The sequence below is a fragment of the Geobacillus sp. LEMMY01 genome (genome assembly GCF_002042905.1).
GTDB classification, from domain to species: domain Bacteria; phylum Bacillota; class Bacilli; order Bacillales; family Anoxybacillaceae; genus Geobacillus; species Geobacillus proteiniphilus.
This window is the reverse complement of the sequence record NZ_MVKA01000034.1, coordinates 22990-45021: the sequence shown is the minus strand read 5'-3', so window position 1 is coordinate 45021 and position 22032 is coordinate 22990. Positions and strand designations below refer to the sequence as shown.

Sequence of the window (22032 nt, the reverse complement as noted above, 5' to 3'; positions counted from 1 at the left end):
GCCCGAATCGACGGGATTTGGCGGAGAAATGGGCAGTTGGTGGAGGAAGAAGAGACCCGAACGGCAGCCTCGGCCTCGACGAAGTCCAAGCGGGTTGAACAGGCCAAACGGAAGGCAGGACGGTTGTGGGCAGATGTGGTGCGTCAGAATCTACCGTGTCTGCAGCGGTCATCCGGGACGCCGATCCATCGAGCGTTGTCGGCGCTTCGGGATTTTGGTTGGGTGTAAAAAAATGGAATACAATATCATCACCTCAAGATGAGGGATGAGAGTCCGAAAGCGCTTACGATATCAATTCCTGAAAATGGTTCGCTAACTAGTGATTGACAACACCCGTAGTGAACCGAAAAAATGTTCTCCACAAAGTCTTGACTGACTCCATCCGAAACAAGTTTTTGCATCAAATTCGGGAGTGTGGTATGCTTGTTCATAGAGAGCACCTCCTGGGTTTGTTTGTGTCGCTACTCACATTCTACAGGAAAGGTGCTCTTTTTTCTATACCCTTTGTATTTTATTGGATAATCAACACGCCTGTAACGATTTGAAGATATTTTATTGCTATTGTGAAATTAATCACAGCAACCTCCCCCATTTGCCAATATCATGTCGGTAGACTCAACCTAAAGCAAAAGGAGGAAACCGCTCATGCGCAAAACCGCGATTGTATGGTTATCGTTATTGGCGATGTTGGCGTTTGTTCTCGGGGGGTGCGCAACCAATTCCCCTCAAGACAAAACCGAACCAGAGAAAAATGGGCAGCCAGCCGCCTCTGAACAAACACAAGAAACGAACAAATTCTACTTTACTGCCAACGAAGGCGGAAGCATTTCAAAAATTGATGCGGAAACAAACAAAGTGGTCGGAACGATCAAAGTCGACGGCGCTGTCCACAACGTCCAAGTTTCCCCCGACGGAGCTATTCTCGGCGCTACGTTAGTTCCGGCCATGCACCACGGGCATGATCAGTCGATGGATATGAAAGGAATGGCGTTGTTTTATGATACGGAAACGAATGAATTAATCAAAAAAGTGGAAGTGGGGCACCATCCCGCCCATATCGTGTTTACTGAAAACGGCAAATACGCCCTTGTGACCAATAATGAAGACAATAACGTTTCCGTTATTGATCTGGCGAGCTATTCAGTCATTGAAACCATTCCAACCGGAAAAGGCCCGCACGGGCTTCGCATTTCCAAAGACAGCCAATACGCGTACGTCGCCAACATGGGGGAAGACAGCGTCAGTGTTCTCAACTTGCAAACAATGAAAGAAGAAAAGAAAATCACAGTCGGATCCATCCCTGTCACAACCGGCATTACTTCGGACGGCAAAACGTTAGTCGTAACGTTGAATACCGAAAATGCCTTGGCCATTGTTGACGTAACAAGCGGGAAAGTGGAAAAAGTCCCTGTCGGGCAAGGGCCAGCCCAAGTGTACGTGTCCCCTGACGATACGTTTGCTTATGTCGCCAATCAAGGGACGAAAGAGGCGCCCTCTCATTCTGTAAGCAAGATAAACTTAAAAACGAAACAAGTCGTGGCCACAATTGAAACAGGAAACGGAGCGCATGGGGTCGTCACAAGCCCGGATGGCAAGTATGTTTTCGTTACGAATATGTTCGACAACACCGTGAGCGTCATTGATCAAGAACAAAACAAAGCAATCCAAACGGTTCAAGTAGGCGAAATGCCCAACGGGATCAGCATCATGCCGTAAAGGAAAAAGCAGCAGGTTGGACGTTCCAGCCTGCTGTTTTTTCTGCGGAATAACGGATTTTCATTTTTCCCTTTTCCTCGGGCTCAGTACGGCAATATACACATTGCCATCTTGAATATAAGCGTCAAATGTATCTAACGGTCTTGGCGGTGGCCCCCCTACATTGATACCGTATTCGTCATATTGCCCCGCGTGGCACGGACATAAAAAGCGGATGCCTGTTTTCTGCATGTTCTCCTCAGCATCTCCAACGGTACACCCTAGATGGGTGCAAATCGGGGACATAATGAGTAAAGAACCATCTTCATTTTTGTTAATGTAGACAAACCCTTCCCTTTCCTGTTTGGTCCATGCATCTTTTATGGTGACTTTATACGGCACCTTTTTAGGGAATTCTCCCTTTTCTAATTCGCTTAGAGGACCGAGATTGGCCATTGAACTTGTATTGACCGTTTTCTTATCGTTGCTGCAGGCAGCCAGTCCTGCAGGCAATACCGAAACAGCCAGCAGTCCAGCCGCCCCCTTTAACGACCTGCTAAGAAACTCTCGTCGATTCAACATAAGATTTCCCCTCCTTGCCTCCTCTAATAGTAGGGAGGTGCGTGAAATAAGAGGCGAATCGATCAGCGTTTATCGCGCAATGCGAGTTTTACTGCAAAATACACTACCAATCCAATGGCAAGCAAATTAAGAAACCAGCCGAGAATGCCAAACCCCATCATCCCCCAGCCACTCATCATCCCGCTCATCATCCTCATCACCTCCTGCATGATCTAAAAATAATTCTCACCTATCGCTAACCATTTATGTCATAATTTCGCCTGACTTGAATGAAAAATCTAATTGGAACTCCAAGCACCCTTTTCCGCATCTTTAGCATTTGCCAATACTCCCATTCACACTTGATGCAGCCCAAAATTGATCCACAACGTTTTCATCATCTCCCCTTTTGCTTTACTTTCAGAATAGAGAAAAAGTGTGGAGAAAATATTGATAAAAAACTACAAATATTTGTCAAGGCTTTCACAAAAGTTCATTTCCCTTTTGGTCGCCACGCCTTCTATTGGTCAAAACAAATGCCGAGAAGGTCTGGGCAGCCATCATCTTATGAAACTTTCGCAAATCCAACCATACCAGATTCTTTATGCCCTGGAACCGTACAATAAAATCGAAACACACCGCTTTCGATTGGTATGAACGTCACCTCGGCTGTTTTCCCCGGCAAGGAATGAACATGAATGTCCGCATTTTCTGCATGGTTTCCATGGTCATTCTGTTGTAACAAAATCTTCATATTTTCGAATTCGATATCGTGTTCCATTTGACCGCTATTTTTCAGAATTAAGGTAACAGGCTGTCCTACAGTCAGTTGCAAACTCTCAGGAAAGTAATAAAATTCAGTCGCTTCAATCACTACCTTTTTCCCCTTTGTTTCGATGCTTAACGGAGATGCAGTTTGGTTGTGGTCCTCCATAAAATGGTTCATAGGCGGATTCGTTATCGGAAGATTAGAAGATCGAGAAAATTCATTATATAAATGGTTATACAAATAGAAAAACAGCGGAAGGACGATTGCTAACCATAGCGGGTTATGGAATAGTTTATTTATCAAAAACGCACGGTTAAAACCCGTTTCTTGTTGAAGCATGTATAGAACAATACAAGCCATTCCAACAAATAGAACAAGCATGATGTGAACCGTAGAATCCCGATATTCAGGCGCAATCATTTCTCCTAACATCGCTCCCATCATGCCGCCCATGACTCCTGATAAAACACCGTCGATGATGGCCATGATGCTAATCGGCATCCCAGCTAAAAATCCAGCTAAAAACCCGAAAGCCATTCCTAAAATGGTTGACAAAAAGAGATTGCCGTTGTAAGAAATCCCAGCCAGCAGGCCGCCTGTCAGCCCAACCAACATTCCTAACGCCATCGCCGCCATCATTCCAGCCATGCATGTGATTTTCTTCCTTTTGATAAAGATGAAAGCAATCACAATGAAAGACAAAACCGCCACGATTCCCCCAGTGAATAACATCGGCAACGGATGATCCCTCCTGCAAATGTTTATTTGTACACATATATGTGTGCAAATAACAGGTTAGTCCATGTCAGTGAACATACCGGCTGAGTTTGAACGAAAACAGAGGGCGTGTCATCCGATTACAGCTTTTTGTATTACACCTGCATGTATTCTGTTCTTGAACGCTCTCCCACCTACGCTTAGAGGTGGGAGATTCTTGGGAACACCCGCCCCACGGCAGGCTGTCAACCAAGCCATCCCCGTGCGTCCCACGGTTCAGCTGCCTTACAAAGACAGCAAACGAAGCCCCTCATTTTGGAACACTCTTTGCAGCCAAGCCCCGCCCCTGTTGTTTCATACGCTTGATTCCACTCGGCCAAAAGACTTTACACAAACCGGCAGCACCCAATCGTTTGGTTGATGAGCTCCGCTTGTTTTCGGGTGGGATCCAACCGAAACCGATAGGCTCTATGCATGACCTTCCCTCCTATTTTAGGGAACGTTTGTTCTGTTCGTGCCCATTTTATACCTTTTGTTCTTTTGATGCAAGAGGAAGATCGATGAGGGAAGACACCGATTCATCCCCTACTGACGCTCACGCGTGGAAGTGGAGGTCTTCTCGGTTCGGGATGATCAAACGACTATCCACACATGCCGCAGCATATGATGAAATTGTGATACCTTCTCTAAAGGGGGAAGAGGGAATGCATGGTTACTTGCCGGGAAATCCTCAAACGCCTATTATCACGCCCAATGTAAAAGATGCGCCATTTCGGGTTCTCAAAAACGGGGTAAAACAATTTCACTTGCGGGCGGAACCGGTCGTGCATGAGTTGGTAAACGGAATTAAAATCCGCGGGTATGGATACAACGGAAGTATTCCCGGGCCGACGATTCTTGTCAATCAAGGGGACTATGTTCAAATTACAGTCGAAAACCGTTTGCCAGAAGCGACATCCGTCCATTGGCACGGATTAATTGTTTCCAACCGAATGGACGGCGTACCCGGCCCTGGGGGCAGCCCGATTATCCAACCGGGGGAAAGTTTTACGTATGAATTTCGCATCCAACAGTCAGGAACGTTTATGTACCACAGCCATGTCCATGATGCAAAACAAGAGTTAATGGGATTAGCAGGCATGCTTATTTCGCGCGGCATATACGAAGAACCTGTGGACCGCGATTATGTTCTGTTGCTTCAAGAGTGGGCTGTGCAGATGGAGATGCGTCAGCAAACTAGCAGCCATCCAATGAATGATCACCCTTCCAAACGATCGGCTTCAAATATATATGACATCGATCCAATGTCAATGATGTTTAATTTTTTCACAATTAACGGCAAAGCCTATCCTGATACCGCTCCTTTATTTGTCCGATATGGCGAGCGCGTCCGTATTCGCCTTGGCAATTTAAGTATGGATTCTCATCCGATGCATTTTCACGGGCATGAGTTTAGTGTCACCGCGGTTGACGGAAATCCGATTCCTATGATGGCAAGATTAAAACGAAACACGATTAATGTAGCGCCAGGAGAAACATGGAACATCGAATTTTTGGCCAACAATCCGGGAAATTGGGTCTTTCACTGTCATAAACCTCACCATACAACGAACGCACATGCAATGGAGGGAATGGGCGGCATGCTTACGATAGTCCGCTATGCGAAATAGATGAGCATTCAAGAAAAAACGGCATCGCTGCCGTTTTTTCTTCTCTTTTCGTGAAACACTCGAAACGCGCAACGTTGATCTGCAAAGCAAAAACGTAGTAAAATGAACAATAAACATTTCGACGCAGACACCTGTTTTTCAATTTTCTGGCAAAATGAGAGGGGGGAAACGAATTTGGCTGCGATTAAAGCCATTGTATTTGATGCCTACGGCACGTTGTTTGATGTACACACAGTCGTGGAAAAATGCGAGAAGTATTTCCCGACGAAAGGAAGAATGATCAGCGAAATATGGCGGCAAAAACAGTTAGAATATACTTGGTTGCGTTCACTGATGGGAAGATACGAAGATTTTTGGCGCGTCACTGAAGACGCTTTAACATTCGCCTTAAAGCAGCTCGGATTGGAGACGACCATGGACGTTCGCACTGATATTCTCCACACGTATCTCTCTTTAAAACCGTATCGTGAAGTTCCGGATTTATTAAAACAACTCAGCCGTGCTTATACGTTAGCCATCCTTTCAAATGGTTCACCAAACATGTTACATGCCGTAATTCAAAACGCCGAGTTAAGCGATTGTTTTTCCTATGTGATTAGCGTAGACGAACGAAAAACATTTAAACCTTCCATGGAAGTTTATCAACTGGCGCCGGCCAAACTGGGCATTCCTAAAGAAGAGACATTATTTGTATCATCCAATTCATGGGATGCAGCAGGGGCGAAAGTGTTCGGATTTCAAGTCTGCTGGCTCAACCGTTTTCATCAAACGTTTGATGAGTTAGATAGCCGTCCCGATTTCATTGTCAATGATTTAGAAGAACTCGCGGATCATCTAACGTAAATGCTTCGTCGCTTTCGCGCACTGCTCTTTCGCTACAAACATCATTGAACTTCAGCAGTCGAGTATTCAATCAGGCGTTTTAAAATAGCAAAACTACGAAAGATATAACACTTGCACTGAAAAGAAAAACCGAACGGCGCGCTCACCGTTCGCGATGCGTATGAATCCATTGCACAAACCGTTCGATCACTTGATCCAAAAAGTCGATGGTTGCCGCATCTAATCGATTGGCGTTAACCGAAACGCATGATAAACTAAGCGTATATTCAAACAAAGTTTGGAGGGACAACCTTGGATCAGTTGCTATACGTGTTCGTAAAAGTAGTGGAAAAAGGAAACTTCACGAAAGCAGCTGAGGAGCTGCATATGACACAGCCTGCTGTCAGCCAGCACATCCAAACGCTAGAGCGATTATTCGATACGAAACTTCTGGACAGGACAAACAAGTACGTCAAATTGAATAAAGCCGGCGAAATTGTTTATCACTATGCGAAAGAAATACTCGGACTGTATACACGCATGAATCAACTGCTTGATGATTTAATGAATCGAGCCAGCGGGGAGCTGTCGATTGGGGCCAGCTACACGTATGGCGAGTATGTTCTTCCACAGATGATCGCAAAATTGCATCAACACTATCCACTCATCAAACCAACCATCACGATCGGGAACTCGAATGAAATTGTTGAAATGGTGCGCGACCATCAGCTGGATGTGGGGATTATCGAAATGGATATCGAACCGAAAAATGTATATATTGAACCATTTGCCAAAGATCAAATGGTTGTCGTTGCTTCTGCTCATCATCCGTATGCCCAAAAAGAGACGGTGCAGATGGAAGACCTCCGCAACGCCACATGGATTGTTCGCGAAACAGGATCTGGAACAAGAAAAGCAACGGACGAATTTTTTCTCAAACACAACTTCTTTCCGTCTTCAATCATGGAATTCGGCAGTACACAGCTCATTAAAGAAGCGGTAGAAGCTGGTTTGGGGCTGACCTTTCTCTCTCTCTGGACGATAAAAAAAGAACTTTCATTTGGTACGTTAAAAATCATCCCGATCAATGATGAACCATTTTTTCGCCACTTTTCTCTCGTTACACCGAAAACTCCGTTTTATACAAAAGCCATGGAAGTGTTTTTAACCATAGTACGTACTCACCAACCTTCAATCAGCCATTCACCACAACCACCATCTCCCTAATAAAAAGACGACCGGCAGCGTTTGCGGGCCGTCTTTTTCCTTGAACGTTAAGCGATAAAAAAAGATAAAAAAGACAATAAAAGAGACACAATACACATGGCAAGAAGAGGACGCAATCCGTTTGTCCGCAATTTTCGCAAATCAACATTCAATCCAAGGCCGACCATCGCCGCCGTCAAAAGAAATGAGGTGAAGGAAGAGATATAGCTTAAGACGTTTTGAGAAACAAGAATGGCGTTTCCAAGCACATAACTACCAAGTAAACTCATCATTATAAATCCAAGCAAAAACCAAGGAAATTCTACTTTCGTTTCTCCCCCCTCCTGGCCATCGTCTTTTTTTCTTCTCCAATAAATGAGGGCAAAACTGAGCGGCACAAGCCAAAGCACTCTTCCTAACTTTGCCAGCAACGCCATAGCCAATGCATCCTGCCCAGCTGGAGCGCCCGCTAACGCGACGTGGGCAATTTCATGCAAACTCATCCCGCTCCAAATACCGTAATGTAAAGATGAAATGGGCAAAACAGGACGAATCAGTGTATACGCGATCGAGAACACCGTGCCGACAAGTGCAATCATTCCAACCGAGATAGCCGTTTCGTCGTCGTTCGATTTTAAAATGGGAGAAACGGCGGCAATCGCGGCCGCCCCGCATACCCCTGTTCCAATGCCCAGCAATAAGGATAAAGAAGGACTTGCTTTCAACACGTTTCCAACCCAAATAGTCATTAGAATGGCAAACACAATGACCGCCGCATCACGAATGACAAGCCCCCATCCTTGATGAATCAAAACATCCATATTCAACTTTAGACCAAATAACATAATGGCCAATCGCAACAAATATTTTGAAACAAATTGGATGCCCGGTCGAATCGCTTCTGGATAACCAAACAGCTGCCGATACATCACAGCAAGCAAAATGGCACAAGCGAGCGGACCTAAATGATCCAGTCCAGGTATGGATGCCAATGCCATTCCAACGGCGGCCACCAAAAACGTAAAGGCCACTCCTCCTAACCAAAAACGTTTACTTTTTTCATGGGCAGTCGAATATTGCCAAGCATTCATATTTTGATTCTCCACTCGAATCCCCCCTATTGGTATCACATAACTGTTTTTATCATATGTCCCTTCCATCAATAAGTAAAATAATAGTTTATTATTTTTATAATAAGAAATCACTTATTATAAATCCCTAAAAGTGATAAACGAGAAACTAATATTTTGATTAACGAAGAGGCAGATCCACCCGTTCCCTCAAAACGCCGCCATGATCATTGACATGAACTTTCCAACCTCACCCACGACGCCGCAACTCGAGCCAACGATCAATCAAATGAAAACGGAGAAAAAGCTTGTTCAAAACATAGTTTTCTTTCCCTGCTCCACGTTGTATAATCAAAAAAGAGGAGGTGAACAAGCATGGAACGCGATACGGTTGTGAAAGAAGTGGTTGAGGCGCTGAAAATATTCTCCCGCGACATCCGCACCCAAATTGACGAAATGGGAAGCCAGCTGAGGGCGGAAATCCAAGACACTGCTAATCAGCTGAGGGCGGAAATGCAGCAATTTCGCGCCGAGGTGAACGAGCGGTTCGACCGACTCGAGCAAAAATTCGCCGGCTTGCGCGTGGAGCTGACAGAAACGCAAGAAACCGTCCATTTCCTCGCGTCCAAAACCATCCAGCATGAGAAAAAACTCCACCATCTTGCCAAGCAGCTTGAATTCATTCGCTAGTTTTCCTTCATCCGAAAGCCGCGTTTGACTCGAGTCAAGCGCGGCTTTGATTTTTGCATCTCGGCTTCTTCGATCCCGACCAAATCCCTCCTGCCCGGCCGCGCACAAAGGTAGAGAAGAAGCTAACGATTTACGGACATCATAACAACATTTGATCCATGCGCCTGTGCGGCAAGCCGCGGTCAACATAGACCATGCTAAAAACAATCATGCATGATGGTGACAAGATCGTTTCCTCCGATGCAATGGACATATCAATCGCATAATTTCTTTCGTTCTGATGCACATAATAATTAATGTAGGAGGAAAAGATTTTACACATCGGGAGGAATGCATCATGTCGTTTCTTTGGAGCTTAATCGTCGGGGGCGTCATCGGTTGGTTGGCAGGTTTGATGACAGGACGTGACATTCCAGGCGGAATCATCGGCAACATCATCGCCGGGTTTATCGGAGCATGGCTTGGCACAGCGCTATTGGGCAACTGAGGGCCGACTGTGGGCGGATTTGACATCATCCCTGCTCTGATCGGTTCCGTCGTTCTGATTTTGCTAGCTAGCTTTGTCATTCGTCTATGGCATAGGGCGGCGTGAACGGCTTCCACTTTCCCCGCATTGCGGTCAAGAGCGGTCGGAGCTAGCCAGCTTCTTGATCATGCTAGATTTCAATATAACCCTCATGAATGGCAGGAAGGTGTGCAGAAAGCGTAGGCGTGATGTTGATTGCCGCACATAGTCCATTAATTTTCCACCTCATCAAAGAAAAACCGGGCGATTTTTTTCGCCCGGTTGATCTTCATAACGAAAGAAAACAACTTAAATTTCCCGTTGTTTCACCGTCTTGAAAAGCAGCGGAAGCTTCGTTAATTACTTTGTTTGGTATAACTGAAAATCGTCCAGTGTCCCCCATGCTCCGCCATTTGCCTTGATGCTCGCACCAATCGTCACCGTTCCGTCAGCGATATAAATATCATGGATTTCGGGGCTGCTCCAATTCAACCATCCGTTCACCGAGGCAGCCGCTCGATACTCTTTGTCTCCTGTTTTAGCATACAAATATATTTCTGCATTCGGGGCATCCCCTGCTTGCAAAAACATCGATAAATTGTAATATCCCGGCTTCAATCCCGTAATCGTCTGTTCTACTTGGAAATCAACAGCCTCATTCGAATAGAAGTGAAGGGAATAGTTTCCTGATTTCGCATCCGTAGCTTTCTCCAAATAATCCGTATGTGGAGAGGTGCCGTTTCGATAAATGATGTTCCACATCGTTCTGTCTTGATCCTCGAAGCTCGGATTGACTACATAGTTTTTCGGTGTAATTTCAAGATGGGCTTTTACCGTCTCTCCACCTTCCACTACACCTTGAATCACATATGTTCCGACGCCGGTTCTCAGTGCTTGTTCCAACGCGGCTTGGTCCCATTTCACAGAAACAAGGTGTTTGCTCCCGTCATTATATGTGGCAGTTACCGTCGTAGGCAAAACAACCTGTTCACCGAACGCAGCACGAATATATATATCTTTGATCTCATCGATTTTTAATGGGGCCACAGCTCCTGTATCCACATACTTAAACACATTTAACGACGGCAAAGGGCGCCCATTAAAATCAAACAAAGCTTGATTATCTACGGCACTTCCCCCATGCCACATCGCCGCATCAGGGTCATATTCAGCTGCAAAACTAGACGCCCAACCAGATCCGTATTTTTCCCATTTCTTTTCATTTTGCTTTAGTTGCTCAGGAGGCCCGACAGGAATCCATGCTGGTTCCCAATAAAATACACCGATCCCCGGTTTGCCTACAGCTGCCACCGCTTGAATGACATCTCTAATCGCGTTCGCTTGTCCTTGAACGGTAATAGGATAGTTCAATGTTTGTCCGGAACTCTTTGGTGCTGTATTTTCATGGCCGTCTCCATCTTCTGTCGTATACGGATAGGATGTTTCTGCCACCATAACCTTTTTGAGGTAAGTATTGGCTACATATTTCAACACAGACGTTAAATTGGCTAAAGTACCATGCCAAAACGGGTAATAGGAACTGGCGAACACATCGTAATCTACTTTATGTTCAGCAAGCGTTTTAGCTATGGATGCATATCTGCCTGGAGTTTCGGGATTAGTGAAATGCAGCACCACCAATATATTCGGACTCGTCTCCCTTACCGCCCGGCTCCCTGCATTCAACAACTCACATATTTTAGCCCAATCCGTTTCACCGACAAAAGCCCCGTTTGTTTCATTTCCAATCTGCACCATGCCGACTTGGATCTTTTCTTTCAACATTGCTTTTAAACTTTCTTTCGTGAATCGGTATAAAGCTTTCTTTTTCGCTTCAAAATTGAGTTTTGCCCATGCTTTTGGAGGGCGTTGTTTGGCAGGATCGGCCCAAAAATCGGAATAGTGGAAGTCCACTAGTAGCTTCATCCCGCTGGCCGTAGCCCGTTTTCCAATCTCAATGGCCTTTTCCAAATCATTATTCCCGCCTCCATAGCCATGCCCTTTGGCATCATAAGGATCGTTCCATACGCGCACCCGCACATAATTGATCCCAGCTTCTTTTAGCGTTTTAAAAATATCTTGCTTCTTACCGGCCGCATTGTAAAATTTCACCCCGCTGTCCTCAAGTGCGATAATGCTAGAAACATCCACCCCTTTAATGAACTCTTTGCTTAGGCCATCCACCCTTTTTACGAAAATATCAGCCGGAACCGGCTTTGGCATCTCTCTGCCTCCCGCGCTGTTCAGCGATACCAACTGAAAATGATCCATATAGCCCCAAGCGTTTGGTTCCCCAGTAACTATTGCACCGACTTCAAAGTTAGATGCCTCTTCTTCCAGAGTGAATTCCAATTTAACCGTCTCCCAAGAATTATATCCTTTTGTAACAACAGCATCCGCCATCTTATCACCCGCGAACAATTGAATATAACCCGCTTCGTCTCCTGCTCCTCCCATCGATTGAACGGACAGTTCATAACTCCCTGGCGGCAGCTGTCCGATCGTTTGTTTCAACGTGAATGTTTGATTTCCGTTCGCTATATCACGAATCCAGTATTTAAAGGCGCTATCTCCTTCATTCGGAACGATCCATGCATCATTTGAATAAGAAAAACGCTGTAGATCAACAGAACTCCAATCCTGTGTAGTGACTGTCCATGACCCATCAGCCCAAAAATCAGATTCAAATCCCCCGTTAATTAAATAATTATAGGAATCAGCCGCTGCTTTATGAATATGATTGGACGAAAACGACATGATCATCACCATCATCGCGACTAGTACGAAAAGAAATTGTTTTCCCATCCTCTCCCCCGCCTCCATGAATATTTTCAGAACATAACGCACCCAAAAAACTTGATTGACTACCTTATGGAACCTGACCGTCCTGTCTGCTATCTGATAGATTTGTTGCTTGAACGAACCTCTCTCCTTTATCTCCTTTTCTCCACGACCCGCACCTCGTATTTATCCAGCATAATCTCCCCTACAATTTCCTCACCAGTGAAGAGATCCTTCACCTTTTCCTCAAGAACTACAGCCTGTTTTTCCTCCGTAAAATTCATAATAAACACATAATCACATTCCGGCGCTTGCCGCGCTTGCACGGATACTCCTTTTTCATGTTTTACAAACAAGACAGGCCTCAGATCCAGTTTTTCCATCAATTCTTGATAAAAATCTCTATGGAATTGATCCTCTAGGCGGCCGCCAATATAATAGGCTTGGCCTTTCCCGTATTGGTTGCTCGTCACAGCGGGCGTATCCGCATAAAAATCATCTTCATAAACTCCTTCGACTGTTGCGGCATGAATCTTGATCACCGTTGCATAGTCTTTCAGCTCGTAAGATCGTCCACGATAGTGAACCGAATTCCGATCGCGTGGATAAAGTGTATCCGTTTCTATCGGCTCCATGCCGAACATTTCCCTCAAGTCTTGATGCCAACCTCCTAAATACGCTAAATCATGTTCGTCGACGATCCCGCTTATATAGGTCATGACAAGCGTCCCACCGTTCGCTACAAACTCTTTCAAACGAGCAATCGTCTCTTCGCTCACTAAGTAAAGCATCGGCGCAATAAGCAACTTGTAGCGGGAAAAATCATGCTCTTTTGTGATTACATCAACAGGAATATCACGCTCCCAAAACGGACGATAATGTTGTACTAGTGTTTGCGGATAGCGCTTCGTTTCGGCCGCAAACCCTTGCGCATCATTTAACGCCCAATTGTTTTCCCAGTCATACAAAATCGCCACTTCCGCCGGCCGGTTGGTTCCGACGATGCCAGACATCTTCTTGAGCGCCTTTCCGACTTCGGCGACTTCTTGAAATACACGGCTGTCTGTTCGATTGTCGTGGTCGACAACCGCGCCATGAAACTTCTCAAACGATCCCCGCGACTTGCGCCATTGAAAATAGAGGATGCTGTCGGAACCATGGGCGATCATTTGCATCGAAGATAAAAAGTGCATGCCTGGCCGCTTCGCTTTGTTCACTTTATGCCAGTTCACTAAACTCGGCGTGCATTCCATCAATAAAAACGGCTGCTGCTTCAGACTTCGATATAAATCATTGATAAAACCGACTTTCATGGCCAAATCGGCGGTGCTTTCCCAATCATTGTGCCAAGCAGGGTAGGCGTCCCAACTAATGACATCAAGATGTTTCGCAAACTTGCTGTAGTCAAGCCCTTGAAAAGGAATTAAGTCATGCGTATCCGCCATAAAATTCGTTGTAATCGGAATATGCGGTGTCAACTCCCGAAGCGGAACGATCTCGTTTTCAAAAAAGGAAATCGTCTGATCTGTCACAAACCGTTTCCAATCAAGATTCAACCCATGAATCGTATGTTCACCAATCGGAGACGGCGACTCGATTTGCGACCAGTCGGTGTACGTATGGCTCCAAAACGATGTCCACCAAGCGGCATTCAGCGCGTCAAGGTCATGATTGTATTTCTTTTTCAACCATTCGCGAAACGCCTCTTGGCACAGATTACAATGGCATTCCCCGCCGTATTCGTTGGAAACGTGCCACATGAGCAAAGCAGGATGATCTCCGTACCGTTCCGCCAGCAATCGATTGATATGTTGAGTTTTTTCGCGGTATACGCTCGAGGTAAAACAATGATTATGCCGCCCACCATGCAACTGTCGAACACGCGCCGCATTCACCCGCAACACTTCCGGATACTTTTGCGACAACCATGCTGGCCGGGCGCCGCTTGGCGTGGCCAAAATCACCCGCCCGCCAATACGGTAAATGTCGTCAAACACTTTATCGAGCCATTCAAAACGATAAACCCCTTCTTCCGGTTCGAGAGCAGACCAAGCAAACACACCAACCGTGAATGTGTTTGTATGGGAGAGTTTCATCAACTCAAGATCCGCCTGCAAAATATCCGGCCGATCCAGCCATTGATCAGGGTTGTAGTCTCCTCCATGAAGAATGAAGTTCGCTTGTGTTGTATACGTTCGTTCATATTTTGGCATCATGTCGTCCCCTTTCACTGCATCATCCTTTGATTCCACCCAATGTCAATCCGGACACAAAGTTCCGTTGCAACATCAAAAAGACAATCGCTACGGGAATGCTAATCAGAAGCGCCCCGGCTGCAAACGTTGTATAGCTCGCCCCCATCACTTCGTTAACGAGATTATACAGCCCTATCGGAAGCGTATAAGCATCAGGAGTTCGGAGAATGGCCGATGATAAAACAAAATCGCCAAGCGGTCCGGTAAATCCGTTCATCGCCACGACCGCAATCATTGGCTTAGATAACGGCAAAAGAATTTGGAAAAAGATCCTCGTACTGCTCGCCCCATCGATTTTGGCGCTTTCGTCCAAATCTCTCGGGATCGAATCCATATATCCCTTCATCAAGTACGTATTCATCGGAATTTGCCCGCCGATATAAAGCAAAATTAACAGCCAGTGACTATTGATCATCCCGAGCATTTGCGCCAAAACAAATAAGGCAATCAATGCTGAAAATTGTGGGACCATTTGCAGCAACAAAAATAACGTTAACGCATTTTTTCTCCCTTTAAAGCGAAATCGTGAAAAAGCATAGGCCGTAAATGAAACGCTGATAACGGAACCGATCATTGTAAAAAAACTGATTTTCATCGAATTCCAATACCAACGTGCATACGGCAGGCTTTCCTTGCCAGCAAACAATTCACGATAATGGTCAAAAGTAGGGTTATTCGGAATAAGAGTCGTGCTAATTAAGCTGTTCCCCGGATTCAGACTGGCGCCAATTGTCCAAAGCAGCGGATAGATGATCGCCATGGCGACAAACGTTAAAATGGCATAGGATACAAAGAGGCGAAGGAACTTTTTTGACCTCACACTGGCTCTCATGTTCTATACTCCCTCCCTCTAGAAATGTTGATCTATCAAGGCTTTTCGGCCTCTCAGGGGTGTCCAAAAAATATTTTTCGACAAAATCCCTTACATCCTTTTTCAGTTTTGTGGATATCTTACAGACCTAGGGTGCGCTTCGCGGCCACGGCTGGTTATATTTTCCTGCCRCGGGGGGAAGCATATTCGATGCACCCTTTGGATCTCCGCGTCGCTGATGAGGACGAACCCTCCCATGTCTCCGGGCGTCTTCGCGCCAACATTCCCTCGTTCGGTCTCGTCATCAGGCGGAGGCCGGCCAAGCTCCTTTAGGGACTCAAGGTCGAATGGATGAAATCACGCCAGCTTCTCCGGTGTCATCTCGTTGTCCAACGATTCTTCCGTTCGCAGGGGGGAGGCCTTAGGCCGCCYGTTGCACCTGGGACAAGACGTCCTGTTTCATTCGCTCCGCGTCAAACGCTTGTTTCTTCGTACAAATCGCAAACAGCACATTCAACAGCTTCCGGCACAAGGCGACGATGGACTGCTTTCCGGTCAGCGGATTGACGGATCGGGTCGTATAATACTCATGCAGCTCGCGAAACGCCTCGTTATGCCGAATCAGCGGAATCACCGCCCGAAACAGCACTGATCGCAGCCGTTTCCGTCCCCGTTTGGAGATGTGCTTTTGCCCTTTGCGCTGGCCGGAGGAGTTCTCCTTGAGCGTCAGGCCCGCCAACTTCACCAATTGGCGCGGGTCCCGATAATGGGCGAAGCTGCCGATCTCCGCCAGCAGATCGATGATCGTGGCGTCTCCCAACCCGTCGACCGTTTTCAACCATTGGTACTCCATCGTCGTTTGAACCAATGCCTTCAACTCGGCGTCCAGTGCAGCGATCTCCGCCTCCAATTGGCGGTATCGGCGGACGAGCGCGGCGATCTCAAACCGGGCCATCGCTGTCCCTTCCGTCACCCCAATCGAGTCCTTCGCGGTGTTGATCAACGCCTGAATTTTGGCCTTCTGCGGGCATTTCATCCCTTCGCTTTGCCGGTACACCTCAAGAAGCTCCTCCACCGTCCGGCCGGCCATATCAGCCGGAAGCGGCGTCCACTCCAACACCGAAAGCGCCGTTTTCCCCAAGTCACGAAACACGGTCCAAAACTCTGGAAAATACCGATCCGTCCAGCGGACGATCGCGTTTTTCACCGCCGTCTGTTCCTTGCGGAGCTTCTCTTTGAGCGTGCTCCCCACGCGCAAATCGGCTTCGATCTCGTGCAGCAGCCGGGGAACGAGGAATCGTCCGTCTTTTGCCAGTCTGGCAATGACCAGGGCGTCTTTGGCGTCGTGTTTCGTCGGCAGGTTGTCATCGAGTTCTTTCGACCGGCACACATGCGCCGGGTTGACCATGACCAACGGGATCCCGTTCTCCTCGAGGAAGTAGGCTAGGTTCAACCAGTAGTGCCCGGTCGGCTCCACGGCGACGATCACCTCTGACTTCCCAAACGCTTGCATCGCCTCCTGAATCGCTTTATACAGCTGCTGAAACCCCTCTTTCGACTGGAAGATCGGGAACGACTTGCGAAGCACGCGCCCCCGGTCATCCACGAAGCAGGCGTAGTGGGTTCGTTTCGCGATATCGATGCCCACGACAAGCGTTTGTTCCGTAACTTGATCAATTTTATAGTTTTGTGTACAATTCATCTGAAGTCCTCCTTGGCATGATGGTAGGTATTGTTTGACACCCCTGCATCATACCAAGAGGGCTTTTTTTGATCAAGTCCCCGGAAAAGCTCCTAACGGGAATGCTCCTCTAAAAATTGGAGAAGTTTGGAACCATAACCTTTACCTTGAATTTCATTATTGATGCATAATTCTGCTAAATAAAAAGTTATTCCTTGATATGTTTTTTTGCTGTTTCCTGCTATAAAACCAATTGGAGTTTCATTGTTTTTCCAAAAAAATCCCGTAAAATTAGGAGTATGTAACAAATCCGTAAGCCTTTCTTTAGCAGTTTCATACGTCCAACTTTCATTCCAAGGCTCACTATTAAAAACTTTAATATATAGTTCAATACATTGTTCCAAATTATCTGTTGTAATTGGTACAACTGTTTCTGCCACTAAAAATTCCTCCTCCCAATATAATTCTTCAACTCCCCTGCCCTTAGCCAAACATTAAACAAGTTTCACCACAGATGATGGAAGTTAATTCATTCTTCCATGGGAGACAACCATACCGCATCTATGCATCACCATCAGAAGAATGAAAATGTGAAATATATTATGTCTATACTGCTCTTATAGCTGAAGTCAGAGGTCGATTACAAACTGATACTTCGAGTTCGTATGGGAGTGTTACCTTTTTGGATTCAGAAATTTTCAGGATAGTAGATAGTAAAACAGGAAACTTTGTTAATTAAATAAGAACCTCAATCTCTTTTACAAAAACAGCTTTACCTGTAATTTCTACTTCATATGAATCCTCATTTTTCATCACATTTACTTCTACTCTTCCATCTCTTCCAATTTCCTGACCTTGTTCAATTAAAAGGTTTAGGTTTAATACGTTATTATCTGCGATATATTTTGCATAATATGCGCCCATTACCCCAGAAGCAGTTCCTGTTACTGGGTCTTCAATCGTGCCAGAGAAAGGCGAAGAAAAATGTCGAGCATGCATATGTGCATTTGAATCATAAGTTTCTAAACAAAAAGGGTGGACAGAAGCCATTGGCATTTCTTTCAATATACTTGGGAAGAGCTTATTATTGGGTTTCATTCTTTTGAAAGCACTTAGGGTTTTTATTGGAATTAATAAAGTCCAAGTACCTGTACTTCCGTATAAAATCGGTAAGTTCGGTTCTATATCGTCTTTTTTCAGCCCTATGGAAAAGGCTAAATCTTCAACTGAACCATTAAATTCTTTAAATTGTGGAGATGCTTGTTTCATCGTTATGTCTATTTCGTTTTGTGAATTTCGATTTATTCTTATTGGCAGAACTCCTGCTTTGGTTTCTATTGTTAAATCACTCTTTTCTTTTAGTAATTCTTTTGTTTTTAATGCATAAATAGCAGCCATTGTTGCATGACCACATAGATTCATTTCATGTCCAGGTGTAAAATAACGAATTCTAACGTCCGCTTTATCAGATTTAAGAGGGAAAGCTGTTTCATTAAAGCCTACTTTTAACGCTATTTCTTGCATTTCCTTTTCAGTGAATTGGTCTCCATCTAAAACTACACCTGCTGGATTCCCCATATTTGGCTCATTACTGAATGCATCGTAATGATAAACTTTGACTTTACTCATTTTCATTACCTCCAGAATAAGATTAATCATTTCAAGGTTTTCTGCTTGATAGTCTCTCTTAATGCTGTCCTTTACTTCAACAAAAAAAGCATTACTTCCTGCTTTTTGAAGTAATGCTCCTATTAATCTTTTGGTGAATATCACCATTTTAATTCCTTAAAAAATGGTTGGACATATTGACAAGAATTTTCTTTATTTAATGTCTGTATCCACCTGAAAATTAACTCAGCTGCTTCAAATGCTTCCATATCTGCATCTGATGAACCAGAATCCGTTTTTAATCGACCTGGATGAATCACACTTACATGAATGCCTTTACTATTTAGTTCATTGTGTAAACATATTGACAGCATATTTTGAGCAGCTTTTGCTATTCGATATGAGTAAGAAAAGTGTCTATCTTTAAACTCGCCAGAAGCCATCTTTGATAAAGAACCGAGTCTGGAAGAAACATTGATTATTCTTGGATTTGAGGAATTAAAAAGAAAAGGAAGAGTAGCTTGAACGGTTCGTATAATACCTAAGCAGTGAATATTGAATAAATCATATACCTCACTGGTATTTACCTTGTCTATTTGGTACTCACCCCCTGGAATTCCCGCATTGTTAATTAGTATGTCAATCTTATTTGTATATTTTTTAATAGTTAATTCTATATTTTTTTTACACGAATCTAAGCCAACATCTCCTTCAATTGGATAACATCTTTCACTAAACTCTTCCCTAATTCTTTGAAGTGCAGTATTATTTCTTATCAAAGGAAACACAATATAATTATTCGCGTGAAATACTTTTAGTAACTCATAACCTAAACCTCTGTTTGCCCCAGTAATTAAAACATGCCCACTCATTTTTTAACTCCTTTCGAGTGTATAATCTTCATTCGAATAAAAATACTAAATCTCTATTATACCTTGTAAACTAGCACATTATTTCAGAATCCCTTTTTCAAATTATTTCAGGCGGATTCGGAAATAATGTGCAAAATTTTTGCGGATTGTTCCGGATTTTGCACATTCTTTCGGAACATTTGCACGCTCTTTCAGATGAAGATTTCCAGCGCGCCTGATGGACCGATGGAAAAGAGAAAGCACAAAAGAGGCCGATTCGGCCCCTTTCGTGCTAATACCCCATTTCCTCTGCGGCCATGCGCACCACTTCTTCGTCAATGGCGTCCTTTTTCAGCTGATACCCGTATAACAGGCACGTCGTGGCCAACGTGTTGATCACCCGAGGCCATCCCCGCGACTGCAGAGCAATCGCCTCTAACGCCGATGGAGTGAAGATCGGATGCTTCGCCCCGGCCTGTTTCATCCGATGCTCGATGTAGCCCGCCACCTCTTCCCTCTCCAGCGGCCCCATCCGGTATCGCATGATGATCCGTTGGTCGAGAGGGTGGTGCTGATTGAGCCGCAGCTTCCCCTGTAAATGGGGCAGCCCGGCCAAMATCAAGACAAATGGGTTGGTCGAATCCATCTCAAAGTTGAACAAGATSGCGATGTCCTGTAAAAATGCATCCTTYGCTAAATGCATCTCGTCCAAAATGAACACCGGCGTGATCCGTCGTTCATGATRCAATCGCTCGATCGCCTGCTGGATTTGGCGGAAGAGGTCTACCTTGCGGTACTTCGGTTCCTCTCCTAATCCCAAGGCCAGCCCACGGTAAAAATCCATCACGCCTCCGGTGGATAACGGAAAGTAGACGACATGATACAATGATGGATTCAATGATTCTTTCAGCGCCCGAAGGGCGAACGTCTTGCCCGCCCCCGGCTCTCCAATCAACAGCCCGATCCCCCGGGTTCGTTTCACGTACTCCAGCGCCCGCAACGCTTCCTGAAACGGCGCCCCTTGATACGCCTCGGACGGGTCTGTTTCTTTCGCAAACGGCTCCCGCGAAAGGGAGTAAAACGATTTATACACCGTGTTCTCCCTCCTTCGCCGGAATCGCCGCAAACGGGGACCGATGGCGTTTTACATAGGCGTTGTCCTCCAAACGAACCCGAACGGCCTCCGCCACCTTCCTTCCATCTTCGTACACATAGACGCCCCGTTCGTCATAGCGGAGTTCAATCGATTGCCCAATGAACCGGGGCGGCACTTCATACAGCTGCTTGTTCAAGGTGATCGTTCCATCGGCTTTGACCTTGCGKTGCTCCCGYTTCAGAAAAATCGCATCCAGCCAATCGCCATCTTCGATGAACGACACGAGATGCACTTGCGATTGAAACACCTCATGCGRCGTTTTTCCGTCCAGYGAGGCGTGCGGTTTTCGATGATACTCCTCTTCAAGCCACCTCCAAAARCGCTCGTTCAGCTCTTCGAGCGACTTCGGGGGATCCAACTCCAGCAGCGGATAAAACCGCGTCTGTACGGTGCGGAAGAACCGTTCGATTTTCCCTTTGCTTTGCGGGTCATACGGCTGGGTGTGGATGAGCGTAATTCCCATCTCGGCGCACGCATACTGCAGCACCTCGGATCGATAAATTTTCCCGTTGTCCGAGTAAATGCGCTTCGGCTTCCCGCAACGAAGCACCGCTTCCTTCGTGACGATCCGCAGCCCGTCAAACTTCTCCGAAGGGAAACTATACGTACGGCACCAACCGCGAGCAGTCATCGATATAGGCGATCAAAAACGTTTTCTGGGCTTTCCCATTGACTCGAATCGTTGGTCCATGGGATAAGTCCCCTTGCCAAAGCTCATTGATCTGGTCATACGCAAAGCGCTTTCGCTCCGGCATGGGCAAGATTTCTTTCCCGACAAGGTTGTGTTTTTTCAACAATCGGTATATAGTAAAGTAAGAGATATGGTTTTTTGGGATTTCCCCCTGCTCGATCAGGTGTTCGTAGAACACCGTCACGGGCATGGTGGGATGTTCTTTTCTTAGGGCTAAAATATGATCCTCATCATCGGGCGACAGACGCCTGGAGCGGCCGCGGTCCGAACGGCGCTTCGGCTTTAAGGCGTCAAAGCCCCCTTTTTTGTATCGGGTGCACCAATCGAGGATCGTCTTGGCTGCGATTCGTTTGTCGCCCTGGTGGGGAACATGGTGCACTCGCTCGCTCACCTCTTTCAGATACGCCTTCGGTTCCACCTGCCCATTCACCAACGGAGCGATTAGCCCGTACCGAAACAGGGCAATGTCGTGTCTCATCGACTCATCCATTCG

Annotated in this window: 18 protein-coding genes and 3 pseudogenes; 7 read left to right on the top strand and 14 right to left on the bottom strand. The window is 45.8% G+C overall.

Translation table 11 applies throughout. From position 1 onward, the window contains the following. A pseudogene (locus tag B1A75_RS15425) lies at positions 1–228 on the top strand (UPF0236 family protein); the annotation flags it as partial. 417 nt (positions 229–645) lie between these two features. Continuing rightward, complete coding sequence (locus tag B1A75_RS15420; protein WP_062898482.1) at positions 646–1716, top strand: YncE family protein; 1071 nt, start codon at positions 646–648, stop codon at positions 1714–1716. Between the two features lie 60 nt (positions 1717–1776). On the opposite strand, the gene B1A75_RS15415 is transcribed toward B1A75_RS15420, so the two are convergent. The 4 genes from B1A75_RS15415 to B1A75_RS20360 all read right to left on the bottom strand — a co-directional run bounded on the left by B1A75_RS15415 (position 1777) and on the right by B1A75_RS20360 (position 4218). Further along, positions 1777–2277 carry a QcrA and Rieske domain-containing protein gene (locus B1A75_RS15415; protein WP_021321438.1) on the bottom strand — a complete coding sequence of 167 codons (501 nt, stop codon included), beginning with the start codon at positions 2275–2277 and terminating at the stop codon, positions 1777–1779. A gap of 62 nt (positions 2278–2339) precedes the next feature. Beyond that, a complete protein-coding gene (locus B1A75_RS20575; protein WP_011230394.1) occupies positions 2340–2468 on the bottom strand; it encodes a hypothetical protein in 129 nt (42 codons plus the stop codon). Positions 2469–2821: 353 nt separating this feature from the next. After that, positions 2822–3757 carry a cupredoxin domain-containing protein gene (locus B1A75_RS15410; RefSeq protein ID WP_062899084.1) on the bottom strand — a complete coding sequence of 312 codons (936 nt, stop codon included), beginning with the start codon at positions 3755–3757 and terminating at the stop codon, positions 2822–2824. A 371-nt stretch (positions 3758–4128) separates the two neighbouring features. Further along, positions 4129–4218, bottom strand: a complete 90-nt coding sequence (locus B1A75_RS20360; RefSeq protein ID WP_015374211.1) for a helix-turn-helix domain-containing protein — start codon at positions 4216–4218, stop codon at positions 4129–4131. Between the two features lie 228 nt (positions 4219–4446). On the opposite strand from B1A75_RS20360, the gene B1A75_RS15400 reads away from it, so the two are divergent. The 3 genes from B1A75_RS15400 to B1A75_RS15390 all read left to right on the top strand — a co-directional run bounded on the left by B1A75_RS15400 (position 4447) and on the right by B1A75_RS15390 (position 7461). Beyond that, positions 4447–5412: a multicopper oxidase family protein gene (locus B1A75_RS15400; protein WP_021321439.1), complete on the top strand. Its 966-nt coding sequence runs from the start codon at positions 4447–4449 to the stop codon at positions 5410–5412. A gap of 174 nt (positions 5413–5586) precedes the next feature. Further along, a complete protein-coding gene (locus tag B1A75_RS15395; RefSeq protein ID WP_047817990.1) occupies positions 5587–6255 on the top strand; it encodes a haloacid dehalogenase type II in 669 nt (222 codons plus the stop codon). Between the two features lie 291 nt (positions 6256–6546). Further along, positions 6547–7461, top strand: coding sequence for a LysR family transcriptional regulator (locus B1A75_RS15390; RefSeq protein ID WP_047817989.1), 915 nt, complete (start codon positions 6547–6549; stop codon positions 7459–7461). A 47-nt stretch (positions 7462–7508) separates the two neighbouring features. On the opposite strand, the gene B1A75_RS15385 is transcribed toward B1A75_RS15390, so the two are convergent. Next, a complete protein-coding gene (locus tag B1A75_RS15385) occupies positions 7509–8531 on the bottom strand; it encodes a YeiH family protein (protein WP_062899083.1) in 1023 nt (340 codons plus the stop codon). A gap of 354 nt (positions 8532–8885) precedes the next feature. Here B1A75_RS15385 and B1A75_RS15380 point away from each other — a divergent pair, with 354 nt between their 5' ends. Together B1A75_RS15380 and B1A75_RS15375 are read left to right on the top strand one after the other, a co-directional pair. After that, positions 8886–9200, top strand: coding sequence for a hypothetical protein (locus tag B1A75_RS15380; RefSeq protein ID WP_042379734.1), 315 nt, complete (start codon positions 8886–8888; stop codon positions 9198–9200). Between the two features lie 337 nt (positions 9201–9537). Beyond that, positions 9538–9792: pseudogene (locus tag B1A75_RS15375) on the top strand (GlsB/YeaQ/YmgE family stress response membrane protein). Positions 9793–10065: 273 nt separating this feature from the next. Here the strand turns inward: B1A75_RS15375 and B1A75_RS15370 are convergent. The 9 genes and pseudogenes from B1A75_RS15370 to B1A75_RS15325 all read right to left on the bottom strand — a co-directional run bounded on the left by B1A75_RS15370 (position 10066) and on the right by B1A75_RS15325 (position 22029). Beyond that, a complete protein-coding gene (locus tag B1A75_RS15370) occupies positions 10066–12510 on the bottom strand; it encodes a glycosyl hydrolase 53 family protein (RefSeq protein ID WP_079936461.1) in 2445 nt (814 codons plus the stop codon). Positions 12511–12638: 128 nt separating this feature from the next. Continuing rightward, complete coding sequence (locus tag B1A75_RS15365) at positions 12639–14702, bottom strand: beta-galactosidase GanA (protein ID WP_139761744.1); 2064 nt, start codon at positions 14700–14702, stop codon at positions 12639–12641. Between the two features lie 19 nt (positions 14703–14721). After that, positions 14722–15573: a galactooligosaccharide ABC transporter permease GanQ gene (ganQ, locus tag B1A75_RS15360; protein WP_079936459.1), complete on the bottom strand. Its 852-nt coding sequence runs from the start codon at positions 15571–15573 to the stop codon at positions 14722–14724. Positions 15574–15973: 400 nt separating this feature from the next. Next, positions 15974–17254 (bottom strand): IS110 family RNA-guided transposase, encoded by a 1281-nt coding sequence (locus tag B1A75_RS15355; RefSeq protein WP_079936458.1) that lies wholly within the window; start codon positions 17252–17254, stop codon positions 15974–15976. Positions 17255–17346: 92 nt separating this feature from the next. Next, the gene (locus tag B1A75_RS15350; protein ID WP_079936457.1) at positions 17347–17673 is read right to left on the bottom strand and encodes a GNAT family N-acetyltransferase; all 327 of its coding nucleotides are present in this window, start codon (positions 17671–17673) and stop codon (positions 17347–17349) included. 295 nt (positions 17674–17968) lie between these two features. Then, positions 17969–18862 (bottom strand): PhzF family phenazine biosynthesis isomerase, encoded by an 894-nt coding sequence (locus B1A75_RS15345; protein ID WP_079936464.1) that lies wholly within the window; start codon positions 18860–18862, stop codon positions 17969–17971. Positions 18863–19002: 140 nt separating this feature from the next. Then, positions 19003–19713, bottom strand: a complete 711-nt coding sequence (locus B1A75_RS15340; RefSeq protein ID WP_079936456.1) for an SDR family NAD(P)-dependent oxidoreductase — start codon at positions 19711–19713, stop codon at positions 19003–19005. A 271-nt stretch (positions 19714–19984) separates the two neighbouring features. Continuing rightward, on the bottom strand, positions 19985–20785 hold the full coding sequence (locus tag B1A75_RS15330) for an ExeA family protein (protein ID WP_079936455.1): 801 nt from the start codon (positions 20783–20785) through the stop codon (positions 19985–19987). Further along, positions 20778–22029: pseudogene (locus B1A75_RS15325) on the bottom strand (IS481-like element ISBst1 family transposase). The gene B1A75_RS15330 and the pseudogene B1A75_RS15325 overlap by 8 nt, the downstream one beginning before the upstream one ends. Positions 22030–22032 lie beyond the last annotated feature (3 nt).